The sequence below is a fragment of the Rhizobium rhizogenes NBRC 13257 genome (genome assembly GCF_000696095.1).
In the GTDB taxonomy this organism is placed as follows: domain Bacteria; phylum Pseudomonadota; class Alphaproteobacteria; order Rhizobiales; family Rhizobiaceae; genus Rhizobium; species Rhizobium rhizogenes.
In genome coordinates this window covers 37859-56406 of record NZ_BAYX01000022.1, presented here as the reverse complement: position 1 = coordinate 56406, position 18548 = coordinate 37859, and the positions used below count along the sequence as shown (strand labels likewise).

Genomic DNA, 18548 nt, shown 5'->3' with positions numbered 1-18548 from the left:
TAACTATGCGTCAACGCCGTAGGCTCTACTTTTTCGAGATAGTGACGAATTTGACGCCGCGAACGCGGACGGTGATCTCGCAAGGGTCACCGTCGGTGCGGTCGCAGAAGCGCGGATGCATTTTCATGACCAGCACCATGTTGCCGAAGCGCTGGATGAAATCATAGCCGTAGATTCGCGCCGTCGCGACGAGGATGTAGCCGCCCTCGACGACATGGACGTAGAAATTATAGGGGCAGCCCTCGTCGGTGCAGTCGGGGCCTTTTTCGCCCTTGCAGCTGATCTCGCCTTCGTTGACGACGATGTCCATAAGCTTGTCGTTGTTGAAGTCCCGCTCGGTGGCAAAGCCGTCGCCGAAGCTTGCCTGGCCCTCGCAGCGCTTGGTGAAGTGATCCCTCTCATAGGCCACCGGATCCTGCAGCAGCGATTGCTGCGCTTGCGCCGTGACGGGCAGGATGACGAACGCGACGAGATTGAGGATCACGATCAGCAGGGATTTCAACGGGGTTTCCTCTCCAAAGCACGAAGCGACCGCGGGGGTTGTCGCGTCCGCTTCGGCATCTTTACACCTGCCTGCTTGCGCGGCCCTTGCCACCGTGATTCACTCCATCAAAATCGCCGCCGGCATTCTGTTGGAGTTCCCGATGTCGCTTCTTTCGTTTCTCGACTATGCCGGCGTCGCGCTTTTCGCCGCGACCGGCGCGCTGGCGGCCTCGCGCAAGCAGCTCGATCTGATCGGCTTCCTGTTTTTTGCCGCGGTCACCGGCACCGGCGGCGGCACGCTGAGGGATATCATTCTTGGTCGTGTACCGGTCTTCTGGGTGCTGAACCCGACCTATGTCATTATCTGCGCCTTGGTCGGCGTTTTGGTCTTCTTCACCGCTCATCTGTTCGAATCACGCTATCGGCTGCTGATCTGGCTCGATGCCATCGGCCTGTCGGCCTATTGCGTCATGGGGGCTGCCAAGGGCATGGCGGCGACGGGCTCGCCGACGGTTGCCATCGTCACCGGCGCTCTGACGGCGACCTTCGGCGGCATCCTGCGCGATCTGCTCGCAAACGAGCCCTCGGTGCTGCTGCGGCCGGAAATCTATGTGACCGCCGCCCTCATCGGCGCTGGCGTCTTCACTGCCGCCAACGCGACGATGATGCCGCTCTATGCCTCGGCAGGGCTCGGCGTTGCCGCCGCCTTCGCCGTGCGCGGCGGTGCGCTCTGGTTCGGCTGGACCTTCCCGACCTATCATCATAGGCCCGGCCGGCATCCCGACGATGTGATGTGAACTAAGCTTGCGGCTTACCGCTGCTTGCGGCGCAGGCGGATGACGACGTCGACATGAGCGATTTCCATGCCCACAGGCGGCTCCGGCAGATTGGCGATCGTCAGATTGCTGATCGGAATATCCAGCACTTCATTATGTCCTTCGACGAAGAAGTGGTGGTGGTCGGAAACGTTGGTGTCGAAATATGTCTTGGCGCTTTCGACGGCCAGCACGCGGATCAGGCCGGCCTCGGTGAACTGATGGAGCGTGTTGTAGACGGTGGCAAGCGAGACCGGAACGCCGGCGGTGACGGCTTCCTCGTGAAGCTCCTCGACGGTCAGGTGGCGGTCACCCTTGGCAAAAAGCAGATCGCCGAGCGCAATGCGCTGTCGGGTCGGCCTCAGGCCGGCATTGCGCAGCCTGGTTTCGATCGCGATTTCGGCTTCTTCCGCCATTCAGGGAACTCCGGATTCCTGATCTCTGTAATTCTTGATTAAGCCATATAACTTTTGCACGGATTGCTTTCAATAGTTTCGATGGGGTGGGAAGGCTGTCAATAGCCGGAAAAATAGGGCTCTTGCCGCATTTGCCACTGGCAGCAGCCCTAGCGTTCCTGTATGCGACGACCACATATAGCGAAGTGCGGCCATCGGGCGGCAAAATGAGCGTGTCATGCTTACGCTTCATTTTCCCTCGATCTTGCACTAAAGCTTCACATCCACGGCATCCATGCGGGGGAACGGAATTTTTATGACGACGAGACAATCCAGCTTCAACTATGAGGAAATCCTGTCCTGCGGCCGCGGCGAATTGTTCGGCCCGGGCAATGCGCAGCTTCCCCTACCACCGATGCTGATGGTCCATCGCATTACAGATATTTCCGAAACCGGTGGTGCTTTCGACAAGGGTTACATTCGCGCTGAATATGACGTGCGTCCCGACGACTGGTACTTCCCCTGCCATTTTGCCGGCAATCCGATCATGCCGGGCTGCCTCGGCCTTGACGGCATGTGGCAGCTGACCGGCTTCTTCCTCGGCTGGCTCGGCGAGCCTGGCCGCGGCATGGCGCTGTCGACCGGCGAAGTGAAGTTCAAGGGCATGGTTCGTCCAGACACGAAGCTCCTCGAATACGGCATCGACTTCAAGCGCGTCATGCGCGGCCGTCTTGTTCTCGGGACTGCCGATGGCTACTTGAAAGCCGACGGCGAAGTTATTTATCAGGCGAGCGACCTGCGCGTCGGCCTGTCAAAGGACAAGGCTGCCTGAACCGCGGCCCTGCCGCCTCCACAAAGACTGCGTTTTAGAAAAGGTCATCGACATGAGACGGGTTGTTGTCACTGGTCTGGGTATCGTTTCATCCATTGGGAACGATGCGCAAGAAGTTACCGCGTCGTTGCGCGAAGCCAAGTCGGGTATCTCGTTTTCGAACGATTTCGCCGAGCATGGTTTCAAGTGCCAGGTCTGGGGCTCGCCCAAGATCGACACGACCGATCTGGTGGACCGCCGCGCCATGCGCTTCCTGTCGCAGGGTGGTGCCTGGAACCATGTCGCTATGAAGCAGGCGCTCGCCGATAGCGGCCTTGAAGAGAGCGATATCTCCAATGAGCGCACCGGTATCATCATGGGCTCTGGCGGCCCGTCGACGCGCACGCTGATCGAAGCCGCCGACATTACCCGCAAGAACAACAGCCCGAAGCGCGTCGGCCCCTTCGCCGTGCCGAAGGCGATGTCGTCGACGGCCTCGGCGACGCTCGCCACCTGGTTCAAGATCTACGGTGTCAATTATTCCATCTCGTCGGCATGCTCGACTTCGGCGCATTGCATCGGCAACGCCGCCGAGATGATCCAGTGGGGCAAGCAGGACGTGATGTTCGCCGGCGGCCATGAGGATCTCGACTGGACCATGTCGAACCTCTTCGACGCCATGGGCGCCATGTCCTCCAAGTTCAACGAGGATCACCCGGAAACCGCCTCGCGCGCCTATGACGCCAGCCGTGACGGCTTCGTCATCGCCGGCGGCGCCGGCGTGCTGGTACTCGAGGAACTGGAACACGCCAAGGCGCGCGGCGCCAAGATCTATGCCGAAATCGTCGGCTACGGCGCCACCTCCGACGGCTACGACATGGTCGCTCCATCGGGCGAGGGCGCGGTGCGCTGCATGCGTCAGGCGCTCGCCACCGTGAAGGGCGATGTCGACTACATCAACACCCACGGCACCTCGACCCCGGTCGGCGACAGCAAGGAAATCGGCGCTATTCGTGAGGTTTTCGGTAGCAAAATCCCGCCGATCCAGTCGACCAAGTCGCTGACGGGCCATTCGCTCGGCGCTGCCGGCGTGCAGGAATCGATCTATTCGATCCTGATGATGCAGGAGCGCTTCATCGGCGAAAGCGCCCATATCACCGAACTCGACCCGGAATTCGAGGGTGTGCCGGTCGTGCGCAAGCGCATCGACAACGCCAAGATCGATATCGCTCTCTCCAATTCCTTCGGTTTCGGCGGCACCAATGCCACGCTCGTATTCCAGCGCTACAACGGATAAGGCAATGACGGGAATCATGCAGGGTAAGCGCGGCCTCATCATGGGCGTCGCAAACAATCACTCGATTGCCTGGGGCATTTCGAAGGCGCTCGCCGCCGAAGGCGCGGAACTGGCATTCACCTTCCAGGGCGAAGCGCTCGGCAAGCGCGTCAAGCCGCTCGCCGCCGAAGTCGGCTCGGATTTCCTTCTGCCCTGCGACGTCGAGGATCTGGCCTCCGTCGACGCCGTGTTCGACGAGATCAAGGCGCGCTGGGGCAAGCTGGACTTCATCGTCCACGCCATCGGCTTTTCCGACAAGAACGAGCTGAAGGGCCTCTACGCCAACACCACGCGCGACAACTTCACCCGCACGATGGTGATTTCCTGTTTCTCCTTCACCGAGATTGCCAAGCGCGCCGCCGACCTGATGGCGGACGGCGGCAGCATGCTGACGCTGACCTATAACGGCTCGACGCGGGTGATCCCGAATTACAACGTCATGGGCGTCGCCAAGGCGGCTCTGGAAGCCTCCGTGCGCTACCTCGCCGCCGATTACGGCCCGCGCGGCATCCGCGTCAACGCCATTTCCGCCGGCCCGATCCGCACGCTGGCCGGCGCCGGCATTTCCGACGCCCGCGCCATCCTGTCGTGGAACCAGCGCAATGCGCCGCTGCGCAAGTCTGTGACCATCGACCAGGTCGGCTCGTCGTCGCTCTATCTGCTCTCCGGCCTGTCGGCAGGCGTCACCGGCGAAATCCACTTCGTCGATGCCGGCTACAACATCACCTCGATGCCGACGCTGGAAGCATTGGCCAGCGCTGACGCAGAGTAAATCGCAATTGGATACCCCTCGCGGCGAAGTGCCATGAGGGGTAATCTTTTCGGATGATCCCGCCGGGCTTCTCGATGACGTTCACGAACGCCGAACCCTTCGCATCCACCGAACGTCTCATCCTTCGCGGCTTCATGCCCGAGGATTTCGAGGCCTACAGCGCCTATCGCTCCCAGCCTTCCATCTATCGTTTCCTCTACCGCGATCCGCCGTCGGCGGAGGCGTTGCGAGAGCGTTTCGATGCCAGCTTGAATTCGTGTCTCTCGGAAGATGGTAGTTCCTTGCGCTGGGCGGTGCTTCGGCGGGAGGATGGCGCTCTGTTGGGTGATGTCAGCCTGAAACTCACCAGCAAGGCCGCGCTACAGGCCGAGGTCGGCTATATCTTCAATCCGGCCTATGCCGGCAAAGGCTATGCAACCGAGGCGGTGCGGACCATCATCGATTTGGGCTTTGGCAAACTCGGCTTTCATCGGATTTTCGCGCGGCTGGATGCACAAAACACCGCTTCCGTCGGCGTCGTCGAACGGCTCGGCCTGCGGCGCGAGGCGCATCTGATTGAAAATGACCGTTTCAACGGTGTCTGGGGCGACGAATATATCTATGCCGTTCTCAGCCACCAATGGGCGGATGGTGCGGGCACGTAGCGGGCTTTCGCTCGCGATGTCGTAGGGGTAGCCCGGTCCCATGCAGCAAGACATCAGCGGCATTTTTCAGATTGGTGGACTTCCGTGCTTGCTCAAAGGCAATTCAATGGGGCGTCTGGCAGTTTGTCGACGTTATTTCTGTAACGCGTCCGCACTCTTCCCGGCGAGGCGGTGACTCTGTAAAGTGGCCGAAAGTGTGCCAGACCATCCAACCCGGAGGCTCCGCATGGCCGAGGTCTTGTTGTTCCACCACGCACAGGGGCTGACCCCGGGTGTGTGCGCCTTCGCCGACGACTTGCGGGCCACCGGTCACATCGTGCACACGCCGGACCTTTTCGCCGGACGCACGTTCCGGAGCATTGATGAGGGTCTCGCCTATATCGGTGAGATCGGATTCGAAGACATGCGGGAGCGGGGCGTCCGCTTCGCCGACGAACTACCTCCCGAGATCGTCTATGCCGGGTTCTCGTTCGGTGTGCTGCCGGCGCAGAAGCTGGCACAGACACGGCCCGGAGCCCGCGGAGCCCTGCTCTTCTACTCTTGCATGCCGATCAGTGGCGAGTGGGCCTTCGGACCTTGGCCGGACGGCGTCGCGGTCCAGATTCACGGTATGGACAACGACCCAATCTTCGTCGGCGAGGGCGACATCGACGCTGCCCGCGAGATCGTGGAGAAGGTCGAGGACGCGGAGCTTTTCCTGTACCCCGGCGATCAGCACTACTTCGCCGACAACTCTCTCCCGTCCTACGACGCAGATGCGACCGCGCTACTGACCATCCGAGTGCGTGAGTTCCTGGATCGCGTTTGATCCATGCCGGCGTTTTGGCTTGAGCTCAGGTTCGAAAGGTGATCCCGCAACCGCGCTTACAGTTTCTCAGCGGCTTCGGGCATACCAATATCGCGAAGCGCCCATATGCACTTTCGAGCAAAGGCCAAGCTGTCATTGTGGTGAACCGACTCTGGCTCATGCCGAGGATCGGCACCAAATCGAATAATAAAGCTACGCTCCGAAATCTTGTCGGGCATAGGGTCTATCACCGGATTTGACGTCCGATCCGCCGCTTACTTCTTCGCCCACAGCACCTTGAAGCGCGCATTGCGGCAGGTCTCGCCGCTTTCCTTGAAGTTTTCAGCCAGCACCGGCTCGTAGGGCAGGCCGCGATTGGCGACCAGCATCAGGCGGCCGCCGCTGCGCAGCGCTGAGGACGCCGTCTTGATCATCGCCTGGCCGAGCGAAGGCTCGGCGGCGTGGCCCTCATGGAAGGGCGGGTTCATGATGATCAGATCGTACTTGTCCTTGACCGGCTCGCCGGCCAGGTCGTGCCAGAAGAAGCGCTGGGCGACCTTCGGGCAGTTTGCGAGGAGATTGGCCCTCGCGGCTTCCAGCGCGTCGTAGTGGGCCTCGTAGAGGTCGATACGGGCAATCCGTGGCGACTTGGTCGCCAGTTCCGCCGAGAGATAGCCCCAGCCGGCACCGAAATCGGCGGCGTCGCCGGAAAAATCGGTCGGCAGGCGCGAGGCGAGCAGCTCGGAGCCGGCATCGATGCGGTCATGCGAGAACATGCCCGCCGTCGTGGTGAAACGGCCGTCGACGCGCGTAGCAGGCTTCACCAGCTGTGCGGTCGGCGCGCTGATATCGGCCGGGCGCGCGAACCAGAAGGCGACGCCGTGATATTTCGGCATATGGTTGACCTCGAGGCCGAAGCCTTCGACGCGCTTGCGCAGCGGCTGGATCCCGTCTTCCTTGCCGCCGGCAACGACGATAAGGCCGCCCGCTTTCACGCGCGACAGCGCCGTGGCGATAGACGCCTCGTTCTCGCCCTTGTGCTTGGTGCAGAGCACCAGCGCGCCGTCATAATCCGCGCCCTCGATCTCCGGCGTCACCTCGATCCGCTGCGCCTGCAGCTGACGGTAGAAGGGCCGGAAGCCTTGGACGGCGGAAAGTTCCGCTGCAAAGTCGGCAGGCAGGGAAAAACCCGCTTCCGCGCCGAGAAACAGGATGCGCTCGCCTTCGCCGGGCGTGGCGACGGTGCCGGAGGCAAAGGGATGGAACAGGGTCTTCAGGGCGTCGCGGCTCATGGGTGTGATCTCGTGCGGTCAGCGGATAGAAAAAGGGCGCGGAAACGAATTCCGCGCCCCGGAACTTAAGTGAAGGCGCAGCTTATTCGGCTGCGTCGTCCTTCTTGGCGGCGAGTTCCTGGCCGGTCGCCTGATCGACAACCTTCATGGACAGGCGGACCTTGCCGCGCTCGTCGAAGCCGAGCAGCTTGACCCAGACCTTGTCGCCTTCCTTGACGACGTCCTGGGTCTTGGCAACACGCTCGGAAGCGAGCTGCGAGATATGCACGAGGCCGTCGCGGGCGCCGAAGAAGTTGACGAAAGCGCCGAAGTCGGCGGTCTTGACAACAGTGCCTTCGTAGATCTGACCGACTTCCGGCTCAGCAACGATCGAGTGGATCCACTTGCGGGCCGCTTCGATTTCCTTGCCGGAGGACGAGGCGATCTTGACGGTGCCGTCGTCTTCGATGTTGATCTTGGCGCCGGTCTTTTCGACGATTTCGCGAATGACCTTGCCGCCGGAGCCGATGACTTCACGGATCTTGTCGACCGGGATGTTCATGACTTCGATGCGTGGTGCGAATTCGCCGAGCTGGCCGCGGCTTTCGGAGATGGCCTTGGCCATTTCGCCGAGGATGTGCAGACGGCCGCCCTTGGCCTGGTTCAGGGCGACATTCATGATCTCTTCGGTGATACCTTCGATCTTGATGTCCATCTGCAGGGCAGTGATGCCGCCGTCGGTGCCGGCAACCTTGAAGTCCATGTCGCCGAGATGATCTTCGTCACCCAGGATGTCGGAGAGAACGGCGAAGCGTTCGTCTTCCTTGATCAGGCCCATGGCGATACCGGCAACCGGCTTTGCGAGCGGTACGCCGGCATCCATCAGCGCCAGCGAGGTGCCGCAGACGGTTGCCATCGAGGACGAGCCGTTGGACTCGGTGATTTCGGATACGACGCGCAGCGTGTAGGGGAACTGTTCCGCCGTCGGCAGCATCGGGCGAACAGCGCGCCATGCGAGCTTGCCATGACCGATTTCGCGGCGACCCGGGGAACCCATGCGGCCGGTTTCGCCGACAGAGTAGGGCGGGAAGTTGTAGTGCAGAAGGAAGCGTTCCTTGTACATGCCGGTCAGGCTGTCGACATACTGCTCGTCTTCGCCGGTGCCGAGGGTGGCGACAACGATCGCCTGCGTTTCACCGCGGGTGAACAGCGACGAACCGTGCGTACGCGGCAGGACGCCGACTTCCGAGACGATCGCGCGAACGGTCGACAGGTCGCGGCCGTCGATGCGGCTCTTGGTGTCGAGGATGTTCCAGCGAACGATCTTGGCCTGCAGGTGCTTGAAGACCGCGCCGATGACTTCGGCGGAATACTTGGGCTCGACGCCTTCTGGGAAGAAGTGTGCCTTGACCTTCGCCTTGACGGCGTCGACGGCAGCGTAGCGTTCAGCCTTCTGCGTGTTCTTGTAGGCGGTGCGCAGCTCGCCTTCGGCGATCGACAGCATCTCGGCTTCGAGAGCGGAATGATCTTCCGGCTGGAAGTCGCGGGGCTCCTTGGCAGCAACTTCGGCGAGCTTGATGATCGCGTCGATGACCGGCTGGAAGCCGCGATGACCGAACATGACCGCGCCGAGCATGACGTCTTCCGAGAGTTCCTTGGCTTCGGATTCAACCATCAGCACGGCTTCCTGCGTGCCGGCGACGACGAGGTCGAGGCTCGATTCGTCCATCTCGTCGAGATGCGGGTTGAGCACGTATTCGCCATTGATGTAGCCGACGCGGGCGCCGCCGATCGGGCCCATGAACGGAACGCCCGACAGCGTCAGGGCAGCCGAGGTGGCAACCATCGACAGGATGTCCGGATCGTTTTCGAGGTCATGCTGGATAACAGTGACGACGACCTGGGTGTCGTTCTTGTAGCCTTCCGGGAAGAGCGGGCGGATCGGGCGGTCGATCAGGCGGGAAACCAGGGTTTCCTTTTCGCTCGGACGACCTTCGCGCTTAAAGTAGCCGCCGGGGATCTTGCCGGCTGCGTAGGTCTTTTCCTGGTAGTTGACGGTGAGCGGGAAGAAGTCCTGGCCCGGCTTCGGCGACTTGGCCGAAACGACGGTGGCAAGAACCACGGTCTCGCCGTAGGTCGCCATGACGGCGCCATCGGCCTGGCGGGCGATCTTGCCGGTTTCGAGCTTCAGCGGGCGGCCTGCCCACTCGATTTCGACGGTATGGATATCGAACATATCTTGTCCTTGCGTGATGCGGGAAAAGGCGCCGTCGCCGGGGGTCGGCAAGGCGCATCTTCAACCGCACGAATGTGACGCATCACGGGCAAGACAACGAGAGGCTTTCAAGGATCGGCCGAAGCTTGCGGCTTCGGCTGAAAGCATCCGGCAATCCTGCCCCATGACAGGTCAACGGTTGTTGTTGGCAGCACCGGCCCATCCGGGCTGCCGGGTCTGTTTTGTCTAGCGCAAACGGAGCGCGCCGCACAAACAGGTCTTCCATTGTACCATGATCTCGTCCGAAAACTGCTTCGCATTCTTCGAGATCATGTTCGGGCGGAGCAGGTATGCCCCAAAAGCATCCGGCGGACGTTCAGGTGAACGCCCGCCGGAAAATTCATTAGCGACGGATGCCGAGGCTACCGATCAGCTTGGAATAGCGGCCTTCATCCTTCTTCTTGAGATAATCAAGAAGCGAACGGCGGCTGGAGACCATGGTCAGGAGGCCACGACGGGAGTGGTTGTCCTTCTTGTGGTCCTTGAAATGGTCCGTGAGGTTGTTGATGCGCTCGGTCAGGATAGCAACCTGGACTTCCGGAGAACCGGTATCGCCTTCGACGGTGGCGTATTCCTTGATCAGCGCAGCTTTGCGCTCAGCAGTAATCGACATCGGATGGTCCTTTCTATGAGGAGGAAATAAGTCGCCAAACGCCGGGATGTCGTCCAGCATTGGCCGCGAATGCAATCGAGCAGGCCCGATGCTGGCGCTGCCTATAAACCAAATAAGCGGTAATGGAAAGAGGGTTCTCCCCCAGGCGGCTTTCAGCGCCCCGCCATGGCATTCCGGATCATCGCATCATAACCCTCAGGATCTTGCAGCATGGCGAAATGGCTGGCGTCTTTCAGGATGACGAGCTTCGCGCCAGGAATTTCCTTCGCCATCATCTGCGTATGGTCGAGCTTAACCGCCTCGTCGTGGTCACCGATGGCAAGCGTGACCGGCACCGCGACCTTTCCAAGGTCGGCTGCCGTCCATGCCGGCTGCGTTGCCCACATCTCCGAGATCTGGTTGACAAAAGCATCGTATTCGTTCGGCGTCGGCGACAGTTTCCTGTAATATTCGCCGGCGACATCGATGTAGTTGCTGAAGGTCTTGTTGTTCATCACGTCAGGTTTCACCCCATCGGTCGTGACATTTGCAGCCTGAGCGATTACGCGCGTCAGCTTGTCGGGGTACTTCATTGCCATGTCGATGCCGATGATGCCGCCATCCGACCATCCGACGAGGGTTACCTTGCCGATCTTCAGATAGTCGAGAAGCGCGACATAATCCGAGGTCATCAGATCATAGCCGAAGGGTTGCTGGCTGCGCGTGGAGCGACCATGCCCGCGGCTGTCGGCGACGATGACTAGGTGATCTCTAGCGAAATCAGCGACCTGGCGGCCCCAGACATCCGCATTTCCAAGCCCGCCATGGATGAAGAGGATCGGGGTACCCTCACCATATTCGGCATAATACATCTTGATGTCGTTGACATCGGCCATGCCGCTCGTCTTCGGCTCCGGCATTGGAGGAAAAGCCGGAAGTGCTGCCCACCGCTCGGCGGAATGGGCGCTGGCAACCGTCAGGAACAGCGAAAAAAACGTCAGTATTCCGATTGTAACTCCGCGCATATCTTCCCCTTGAACGGGCCTTCATAGCCCGTCAGAAAACATATCGCATCGCTGTTGTCTCGCAAGTACCGCCATTTTCGGCTGGCCGAATAGCGGTCAGCCGAAAACCCGCTTCGGGCGGAATTCGCCTTCGCCGATCTCGCCGATGGCGATCAGCTTGCCGCGCGCGGTGGCATAGGCCTCTGTTTCGGCAACCGGGGCATCGCGGCCGCGCACGAGAATGGGATTGCCCATCTTCAGGCGATGCGCCTGATCGTCGTTGATGACGAGATGCGGTAGGGATGACAGTGCCTCGGCGGTGTCGATCAGCAGCGCGTCCAGGGCGGCAAGCCGCTCATCCGCGTCCTCGATCTCCTCGAGCGCCACCAGATCGGCGAGCGGCACCATGGCCTCCTCGGCGAAGGGGGCGACGAAGCTGCGGCGCAGGCCGGAAATATGGCCGTAGCAGCCGAGATCGCGGCCGAAATCGCGGGCAAGCGCCCGGACATAGGTGCCTTTGCCGCATTCCACTTCGAAATGCGCCGTGTCGGCATCCGGGCAGGCAAGCAGCGTCAGGCGGAAGATCTCGACTTCGCGCGACGGAATTTCGACCGTTTCGCCTTCGCGGGCGAGATCGTAGGCGCGTTCGCCGGCGATCTTGATCGCGGAAAACTGCGGCGGGATCTGGTTGATGACACCCGTATAGTTTGGCAGCAGCGCGCGAATCTCGTCTTCGCTTGGACGCTTGTCCGAACTCTGCGTCACCTCGCCTTCGAGGTCGTCCGTGGCGCGTTCCTCGCCCCAGCTGACGGTGAATTCGTAGATCTTGCGGCCGTCCATGACGTAGGGAACGGTCTTGGTGGCGTCGCCGAGCGCGATCGGCAGCATGCCGGAGGCAAGCGGATCGAGCGTGCCGGCATGGCCCGCCTTCTGCGCCTTGAACAGCCATTTGATCTTGGAAACGGCCTCGGTCGAGCCGAAATCAACCGGCTTGTCGAGGATCAGCCAGCCCGAAATCGGACGGCCCTTGGGCTTGCGTGGTTTGGACATTCTCTGTCTCTGTTATCGGTTTTCGTCGGTATCGATGTCGTCGTCCTTGAGGTCGCGCTGGACCTCCGGCGAACGCAGCAACGCATCGATCTTCTTGTAATTGTCAAAGCTGGTATCGTCGCGAAAGCGGATTTCCGGCATGTATTTCATCTGCCGGAGATGCTGCCCGAGACGGCCACGGATGTATTTCGTGTGGCGATTGAGCGTATCGATGATGAGGTCGTGGTCGGCGACGCCGAGCGGCGTCACAAAGGCGGTGGCGATCTTCAGATCCGGCGACATACGCACTTCGGAAATGGAGATCACGGTGCGTTCGATCAGGTCGTCGCGCACTTCGCCGCGCTGCAGGACCTGCGTAATCGCGGCGCGCACCTGTTCGCCGACGCGAAGCATGCGCTGTGAAGGCGCGGAAGTAGTTGGTCTTGTTGCCATTTGCTTTGGTCCCAAAAGATTCGGGCGCCGGACTGCATGTTCCGGCGCCCGTCCCATTGTTTCAACTTCGCGCTGTTACAGCGTGCGGGTGATATGCTCGACGCGGAAGCATTCGATCGTATCGCCGGCGCGGATGTCTTCGTAATTTTCGAAGGCCATACCGCATTCCTGGCCCATGTTGACTTCGGAGACTTCGTCCTTGAAGCGCTTGAGCGTCTTGAGCTTGCCTTCGTGGATGACGACGTTGTCGCGCACCAGGCGGACGCCGACGCCACGCTCGACCTTGCCTTCGGTGACGCGGCAACCCGCGACCTTGCCGACCTTCGTGATGTTGAACACCTCGAGGATTTCGGCGTTGCCGAGGAAGGTTTCGCGACGTTCCGGAGAGAGCAGGCCCGACATCGCTGCCTTCACGTCATCCACCAGGTCGTAGATGATGTTGTAGTAGCGGATTTCGATGCCTTCACGCTCGGCAAGCGTACGAGCCTGCGAATTGGCGCGGACATTGAAGCCGATGATCGCAGCGTCGGATGCTCCGGCCAGCGAGATATCGGATTCGGTCACGCCGCCGACGCCGGAATGCACGATGCGGGCACGAACTTCGTCGGTGCCGAGCTTGTCCAGCGCGCCGGCAATGGCTTCGATCGAGCCCTGCACGTCGCCCTTGATGACCAGCGGGAATTCTTTCGTGCCCGTGGTCTGCAGCGTCATCATCATCTGTTCCAGCGAACCGCGCTGGACGGACTGACGGGCAGCCGCCTTGTCGCGGGTCAGGCGCTGACGATATTCCGAGATTTCGCGGGCACGGCTTTCGTTTTCGACGACGGCGAACTTGTCGCCAGCCTGCGGTGCACCCGAAAGACCGAGAACCTCGACTGGGGTCGCCGGACCGGCTTCCTTCACATGCTCGCCCTTGTCGTTGACCAGAGCACGCACGCGGCCCCACTGATCGCCGGCAACGACGATCTGACCCGGACGCAGCGTGCCCTTCTGGATGAGGACGGTGGCAACCGAGCCGCGGCCACGATCGAGCTGGGCTTCGATGACGGTGCCTTCAGCGGTGCGGTTCGGATTGGCCTTGAGATCAAGGATTTCCGCCTGCAGCAGGATGGCTTCGAGCAGCTTATCGAGGTTGGTGCGGTTCTTCGCGGAAACTTCCACGTCAAGCACTTCACCGCCCATGGTTTCGACGAAGACTTCGTGCTGCAGCAGCTGATTGCGAACCTTCTGCGGATCGGCGGAAGGCTTGTCGATCTTGTTGATCGCGACGATGATCGGAACACCGGCAGCCTTCGCATGATTGATCGATTCGATCGTCTGCGGCATCACGCTGTCGTCGGCCGCGACCACCAGAATGGCGATATCGGTCGCCTGGGCGCCACGAGCACGCATTGCCGTGAAGGCGGCGTGGCCGGGCGTGTCGATGAAGGTGATCTTGTGACCGTTCTGCTCAACCTGGTAGGCGCCGATATGCTGGGTGATGCCACCGGCTTCACCAGCCACCACATTGGCGTGGCGGATGGCGTCGAGCAGCGAGGTCTTGCCGTGGTCGACGTGACCCATGATGGTGACGACGGGAGGACGGGAAACCAGTTCGCCGTCTTCGTCGCCAACATTGAAGATGCCGAGTTCGACGTCGGATTCCGAAACGCGCTTGACCGTGTGGCCAAATTCGCCGGCGATGAGTTCGGCCAGATCGGCGTCGATGACGTCGCCCGGCTTCATCATCTGGCCTTCCTTCATCAGGAACTTGATGACGTCGACGGCACGTTCGGACATGCGCTGCGACAGTTCCTGGATGGTGATGGTTTCCGGCAGCACAACTTCACGCGTGATCTTCTCGCGCGTTTCCTGCATCTGGCTGCGGCGGAATTTTTCCTGGCGACGGCGCATGGCCGAGAGCGAGCGGCCGCGGGCGCTGCCGTCTTCGTCGACATTGGCGGTCGTAACCGTCAGCTTGCCGCGGCGGCGCTCTTCATCCGTCTTCGGACGAGTGGTAACCGGCTTTGCCGGTTCCGGACGCACGACCTTGCCACGAGCGGGGGCGCCGCCACGCGGCGGGCCGCGATCGGTTTCTTCTTCATTGACCCGGCGGCGGTTGGCCGGAGCTTCAGCGGCAGGTGCGCCGGGGCGCGCAGGCTGCGGAGCCGCATCCGGACGACGGGCAACGACGGGAGCCGCAGTCGCCTGGGCAGCGGGCTTCGCTGCTTCCACCGGTTCAGGCGTCTCGACCTTGGGCTCGAGGGCGCGAGCGGCCTCTTCCTCGGCGCGGCGAGCGGCTTCAGCTTGCTCGACGATGCGGCGAGCGGCCTCTTCCTCAGCGCGGCGGGCCTCTTCCTCGGCGCGACGAACCGCGTCGGCGGCGTCACGGATCTGGGCTTCGGCAAGCGCGCGGCGACGCGCATCCATTTCGCCGGCCGACAGATGGTTCAGAACCACCGGGCGCGACGAACGTTCCTGCTGCGGGCGCTGCTGGTTGTTCTGGTTGGATTGCTGTGGCCGCTGTTGTTGGCCACCCGGCTGATGAATGCGCGGAGCTGGCTGCGGCGGGCGCGGCGGCTGCGGCGTCGGTTCCGCGACACGCGTCACGGATGGCGCTGCGGCGGCTGTCGGCGTCGCAACGATCGGCTTCTCGTCTTCTGGGCGTAGCGGGCGGCGCTTGCGGGTTTCAACCACGACCGCCTTGGTGCGACCGCGGCCCATGTCCTGGCGCACGGTGCCCTGGTTCACGCCTGAAGGCTTCAGGGTGAGGGTCTTCTTACCCGATGCACTCAGCGTCTTGTCGTCTTGATTGTCGGTCATTCCGTTCCCGTTCCTTCGGACAGGGCTCGGAAACGTCCGTTAGACCCTGTCGTTCAATGCATGTACCTTAATGAGGCGTCCGGTATCGACCGGTGACCGCGTCATTGTTTTCGCCGGCCAGCGCCGCCCGTTGCCCGGGACTGACCGCCGTTGCGGTACCGTTCGAGCAGGTTTGCGCGCTTCACTACACCCTGACCCGCCCGCCCTGCAAGCGCTGCGGCATGGATAAAAGCGTTCTGGCCCATCAGTTCTTCCATTTCCGCCTCCGTGAAGACACGGAATGACGGTATTTCCTTTTCGGTCTCCATCCCGAGATGCCAGGCCTTTCTTGCCTGGTCGATCTTGCGAACGCCGTCGTCGGCGGCATCGATCGCATGGAACACGGCAAGTGCCGAACCGTTGCGAACGGCGCCATCAACCTTCGACGAGCCATTGACGAACTGGCTCGCTTTGCGCGCCATGTGCATCATCCCGGCAAGCTGCGCCACAAGAAGGCGGTCGACGGTGGCGCCGAGATCGCTCGGTGCCGTCACCTCCGCCTTCAGGGCGCGGGCAAACAATTTCTTCGCCACTGCCTTGTCCACCAGCGCCCGGTCGAGCTTGACCCAGCAGCCGCGTCCCGGCAGCTGCCGCTTCAGATCGGGAACAATCGTCCCGTCCGGAGCGGCTACGAAGCGGATCAGCTCATCCGGCGATCCGCTTTCGCGTGTTACGATGCACATGCGTCCGTTCACGTCAGTCCCGAGATCGTCGTCCTCAGGCGCCGCATTCGGCTCGGTGGTGCTCGTCATGCTTCTTGCTCGGTCTCATCCTCCGCGACCTCTTCGGTCTCGGTGGCGAGATCGGCTTCGGTGATCCAGCCGGCCGACAGGCGAGCCTGTACGATCATCTGTTCGGCTTCGACGCGCGAGATTTCGAGCTTGGAGAACAGGCCTTCGAACTTTTTCGTTTCGCCATTCTTGCGCTCGCTCCAGCCGACGAGGTCGTCGGCGGCGCAGCCGGCGAAATCCTCGATCGTCTTGATGCCGTCCTCACCGAGGGCAACCATCATCTGTGCGGTCATGCCGTTGATCTGACGCAGTTCGTCGGCAACGCCGAGCGCCTTGCGCTTCTCGTCCATTTCGGCTTCCAGGCGTTCCAGATATTCGCGGGCGCGCTGCTGGATTTCCTGGGCGGTCTCTTCGTCGAAACCGTCGATGGAAGCGATTTCGTCGAGTTCGACGTAAGCCAGTTCCTCGACGGCGGCAAAGCCTTCCGAGGCCAGAACCTGGCCGACCATTTCGTCGACGTCGAGCGCGTCCATGAACAGGTTGGTGCGCTCGTTGAATTCCTTCTGACGACGCTCGGACTCTTCGGCTTCCGTCATGATGTCGATGTCCCAGCCGGTCAGCTGCGAAGCGAGGCGGACGTTCTGGCCGCGGCGGCCGATGGCCAGCGACAGCTGTTCGTCCGGAACCACGACTTCGATGCGCTCGGCATCCTCATCGAGAACGACCTTGGAGACTTCCGCCGGCTGCAACGCGTTGACGACGAAGTTCGCCGGCTCGTTGGACCACGGAATGATGTCGATCTTTTCGCCCTGCAATTCGCCGACGACGGCCTGAACGCGCGAACCGCGCATACCGACGCAGGCGCCGACCGGATCGATCGACGAGTCATTGGAAATAACGGCGATCTTGGCGCGAGAGCCCGGATCGCGGGCAACCGACTTCACCTGGATGATGCCGTCGTAGATTTCCGGCACTTCCATGGTGAAGAGCTTGACCATGAACTGCGGATGCGTGCGCGACAGGAAGATCTGCGGGCCGCGCTGTTCGCGGCGCACGTCGTAAACATAAGCGCGAACGCGGTCGCCGTAGCGGAAGTTCTCGCGCGGGATCATTTCGTCGCGGCGGATGATGCCTTCGCCACGGCCGAGATCGACGATGACGTTGCCGTATTCGACGCGCTTGACGGTGCCGTTGACGATTTCGCCGACGCGATCCTTGAATTCGTCGAACTGGCGGTCACGCTCGGCTTCGCGCACTTTCTGCACGATGACCTGCTTGGCCGACTGGGCGGCGATGCGGCCGAAATCCATCGGCGGCAGCGGATCGGCGATGAAGTCGCCAAGGGCTGCGTCCGGGTTGCGGTCGCGGGCCAGTTCCAGCGGGATCTGCGTGGAATAGTCTTCGGCCTTTTCGACAACTTCGAGCAGACGCTGCAGACGGATTTCGCCGGTCTTCGGATTGATATCGGCGCGGATGTTCGATTCCGTGCCGTAACGCGAGCGCGCGGCCTTCTGAATCGCGTCCGCCATCGCGGCAAGCACGATCTCGCGGTCGATGACCTTTTCGCGCGCCACTGCATCTGCAATCTGCAGAAGTTCTAGCCGGTTCGCACTGACTGCCATGTTTAGTCTCCGTCTTCCTGCCCTGGGGTTCCCGTCCCGTTAGGCGGTTCGTTGATCGGTTTATTCTTCTTCGTCCGCTTCGTTCTGGTTCGCAGCCTCGGCCTTGGCCTGCTTGTCGGCGCGCAACGCATCACGGATAAGATCGTCCGTCAGGATCAGCTTGGCCTCGGCCAGCGTGCTGAACGGAATGGTGACCTTCGGTTCTTCGCCATAAGCGACCTGATCGCGCTCGATCGTAAAGCCATCGTCATTGACGTCGGTGATCTTGCCGCGGAACCGCTTGCGGTTGTCCACCAGGATCGAGGTCTCGCACTTAACGATGTGGCCGTTCCAGCGGACGAAATCCGACTTGCGCACCATCGGGCGGTCGATGCCGGGCGAAGAGACTTCCAGATGATACGCCTTATCGACCGGATCTTCCACATCCAGCACCGGCGAAATCGCTGTTGAGATCTCTTCACAGCCCTGGACGTTCATGCTGCCGTCGTTGCGCTCAGCCATGACCTGCAAAGTCAGGCCGTTCTGGTTCATAAGGCGAACACGCACCAGGCGATAGTCCATGCCGACGATCACGGGCTCGATGATGGCGGCGATGCGCTGGTCAAGACCGGTTTCGACGATCAGCCGCGGTTCATTGATATTGTCTGCGTTTGTCACTTCCGACAAGCGTTCACTCCTGCAGGGTGC

At 61.5% G+C, this 18548-nt stretch carries 18 protein-coding genes; 6 read left to right on the top strand and 12 right to left on the bottom strand.

Features of this window, described 5'->3' with window-relative positions; all coding sequences use genetic code 11:
- Window positions 1-25: 25 nt before the first annotated feature.
- Window positions 26-502, bottom strand: a complete 477-nt coding sequence (locus RRH01S_RS29505; protein ID WP_037222879.1) for a hypothetical protein — start codon at window positions 500-502, stop codon at window positions 26-28.
- Between the two features lie 142 nt (window positions 503-644).
- Here RRH01S_RS29505 and RRH01S_RS29500 point away from each other — a divergent pair, with 142 nt between their 5' ends.
- The gene (locus RRH01S_RS29500) at window positions 645-1280 is read left to right on the top strand and encodes a trimeric intracellular cation channel family protein (RefSeq protein ID WP_007690325.1); all 636 of its coding nucleotides are present in this window, start codon (window positions 645-647) and stop codon (window positions 1278-1280) included.
- 14 nt (window positions 1281-1294) lie between these two features.
- Here the strand turns inward: RRH01S_RS29500 and irrA are convergent, their stop codons facing one another.
- Window positions 1295-1714, bottom strand: a complete 420-nt coding sequence (gene irrA / locus RRH01S_RS29495; RefSeq protein WP_007690323.1) for an iron response transcriptional regulator IrrA — start codon at window positions 1712-1714, stop codon at window positions 1295-1297.
- Between the two features lie 295 nt (window positions 1715-2009).
- Between irrA and fabA the strand changes: the two genes are divergently transcribed.
- The 5 genes from fabA to RRH01S_RS29470 all read left to right on the top strand — a co-directional run bounded on the left by fabA (window position 2010) and on the right by RRH01S_RS29470 (window position 6064).
- A complete protein-coding gene (gene fabA, locus RRH01S_RS29490) occupies window positions 2010-2525 on the top strand; it encodes a 3-hydroxyacyl-[acyl-carrier-protein] dehydratase FabA (RefSeq protein WP_007690321.1) in 516 nt (171 codons plus the stop codon).
- A 52-nt stretch (window positions 2526-2577) separates the two neighbouring features.
- Window positions 2578-3801, top strand: coding sequence for a beta-ketoacyl-ACP synthase I (fabB, locus tag RRH01S_RS29485; protein ID WP_007690319.1), 1224 nt, complete (start codon window positions 2578-2580; stop codon window positions 3799-3801).
- A 4-nt stretch (window positions 3802-3805) separates the two neighbouring features.
- Window positions 3806-4612: an enoyl-ACP reductase FabI gene (fabI, locus tag RRH01S_RS29480; RefSeq protein ID WP_007690318.1), complete on the top strand. Its 807-nt coding sequence runs from the start codon at window positions 3806-3808 to the stop codon at window positions 4610-4612.
- 53 nt (window positions 4613-4665) lie between these two features.
- Entirely contained in the window at window positions 4666-5256 is a 591-nt protein-coding gene (locus RRH01S_RS29475; RefSeq protein WP_042476492.1) for a GNAT family N-acetyltransferase, read from the top strand.
- A gap of 226 nt (window positions 5257-5482) precedes the next feature.
- The gene (locus tag RRH01S_RS29470; protein ID WP_042476489.1) at window positions 5483-6064 is read left to right on the top strand and encodes a dienelactone hydrolase family protein; all 582 of its coding nucleotides are present in this window, start codon (window positions 5483-5485) and stop codon (window positions 6062-6064) included.
- A gap of 254 nt (window positions 6065-6318) precedes the next feature.
- Here the strand turns inward: RRH01S_RS29470 and RRH01S_RS29465 are convergent, their stop codons facing one another.
- The 10 genes from RRH01S_RS29465 to rimP form a co-directional block, all read right to left on the bottom strand.
- Window positions 6319-7335: a class I SAM-dependent methyltransferase gene (locus RRH01S_RS29465; protein ID WP_007690310.1), complete on the bottom strand. Its 1017-nt coding sequence runs from the start codon at window positions 7333-7335 to the stop codon at window positions 6319-6321.
- 82 nt (window positions 7336-7417) lie between these two features.
- Window positions 7418-9550, bottom strand: coding sequence for a polyribonucleotide nucleotidyltransferase (gene pnp / locus RRH01S_RS29460; protein WP_007690308.1), 2133 nt, complete (start codon window positions 9548-9550; stop codon window positions 7418-7420).
- Window positions 9551-9932: 382 nt separating this feature from the next.
- Entirely contained in the window at window positions 9933-10202 is a 270-nt protein-coding gene (gene rpsO, locus RRH01S_RS29455) for a 30S ribosomal protein S15 (RefSeq protein WP_007690305.1), read from the bottom strand.
- A gap of 152 nt (window positions 10203-10354) precedes the next feature.
- The gene (locus tag RRH01S_RS29450; RefSeq protein WP_042476486.1) at window positions 10355-11206 is read right to left on the bottom strand and encodes an alpha/beta fold hydrolase; all 852 of its coding nucleotides are present in this window, start codon (window positions 11204-11206) and stop codon (window positions 10355-10357) included.
- Between the two features lie 96 nt (window positions 11207-11302).
- A complete protein-coding gene (truB, locus tag RRH01S_RS29445; RefSeq protein WP_034516916.1) occupies window positions 11303-12235 on the bottom strand; it encodes a tRNA pseudouridine(55) synthase TruB in 933 nt (310 codons plus the stop codon).
- 12 nt (window positions 12236-12247) lie between these two features.
- Window positions 12248-12667 carry a 30S ribosome-binding factor RbfA gene (gene rbfA, locus RRH01S_RS29440; RefSeq protein WP_012650693.1) on the bottom strand — a complete coding sequence of 140 codons (420 nt, stop codon included), beginning with the start codon at window positions 12665-12667 and terminating at the stop codon, window positions 12248-12250.
- A 75-nt stretch (window positions 12668-12742) separates the two neighbouring features.
- A complete protein-coding gene (infB, locus tag RRH01S_RS29435) occupies window positions 12743-15469 on the bottom strand; it encodes a translation initiation factor IF-2 (RefSeq protein WP_007690297.1) in 2727 nt (908 codons plus the stop codon).
- 101 nt (window positions 15470-15570) lie between these two features.
- Window positions 15571-16260, bottom strand: a complete 690-nt coding sequence (locus RRH01S_RS29430) for an RNA-binding protein (protein WP_012650694.1) — start codon at window positions 16258-16260, stop codon at window positions 15571-15573.
- A complete protein-coding gene (gene nusA / locus RRH01S_RS29425) occupies window positions 16257-17861 on the bottom strand; it encodes a transcription termination factor NusA (RefSeq protein WP_007690293.1) in 1605 nt (534 codons plus the stop codon). Before nusA ends, RRH01S_RS29430 begins: the two co-directional genes overlap by 4 nt.
- A 60-nt stretch (window positions 17862-17921) precedes the next feature.
- Window positions 17922-18527 carry a ribosome maturation factor RimP gene (rimP, locus tag RRH01S_RS29420; RefSeq protein WP_007690292.1) on the bottom strand — a complete coding sequence of 202 codons (606 nt, stop codon included), beginning with the start codon at window positions 18525-18527 and terminating at the stop codon, window positions 17922-17924.
- Between the last annotated feature and the right edge of the window lie 21 nt (window positions 18528-18548).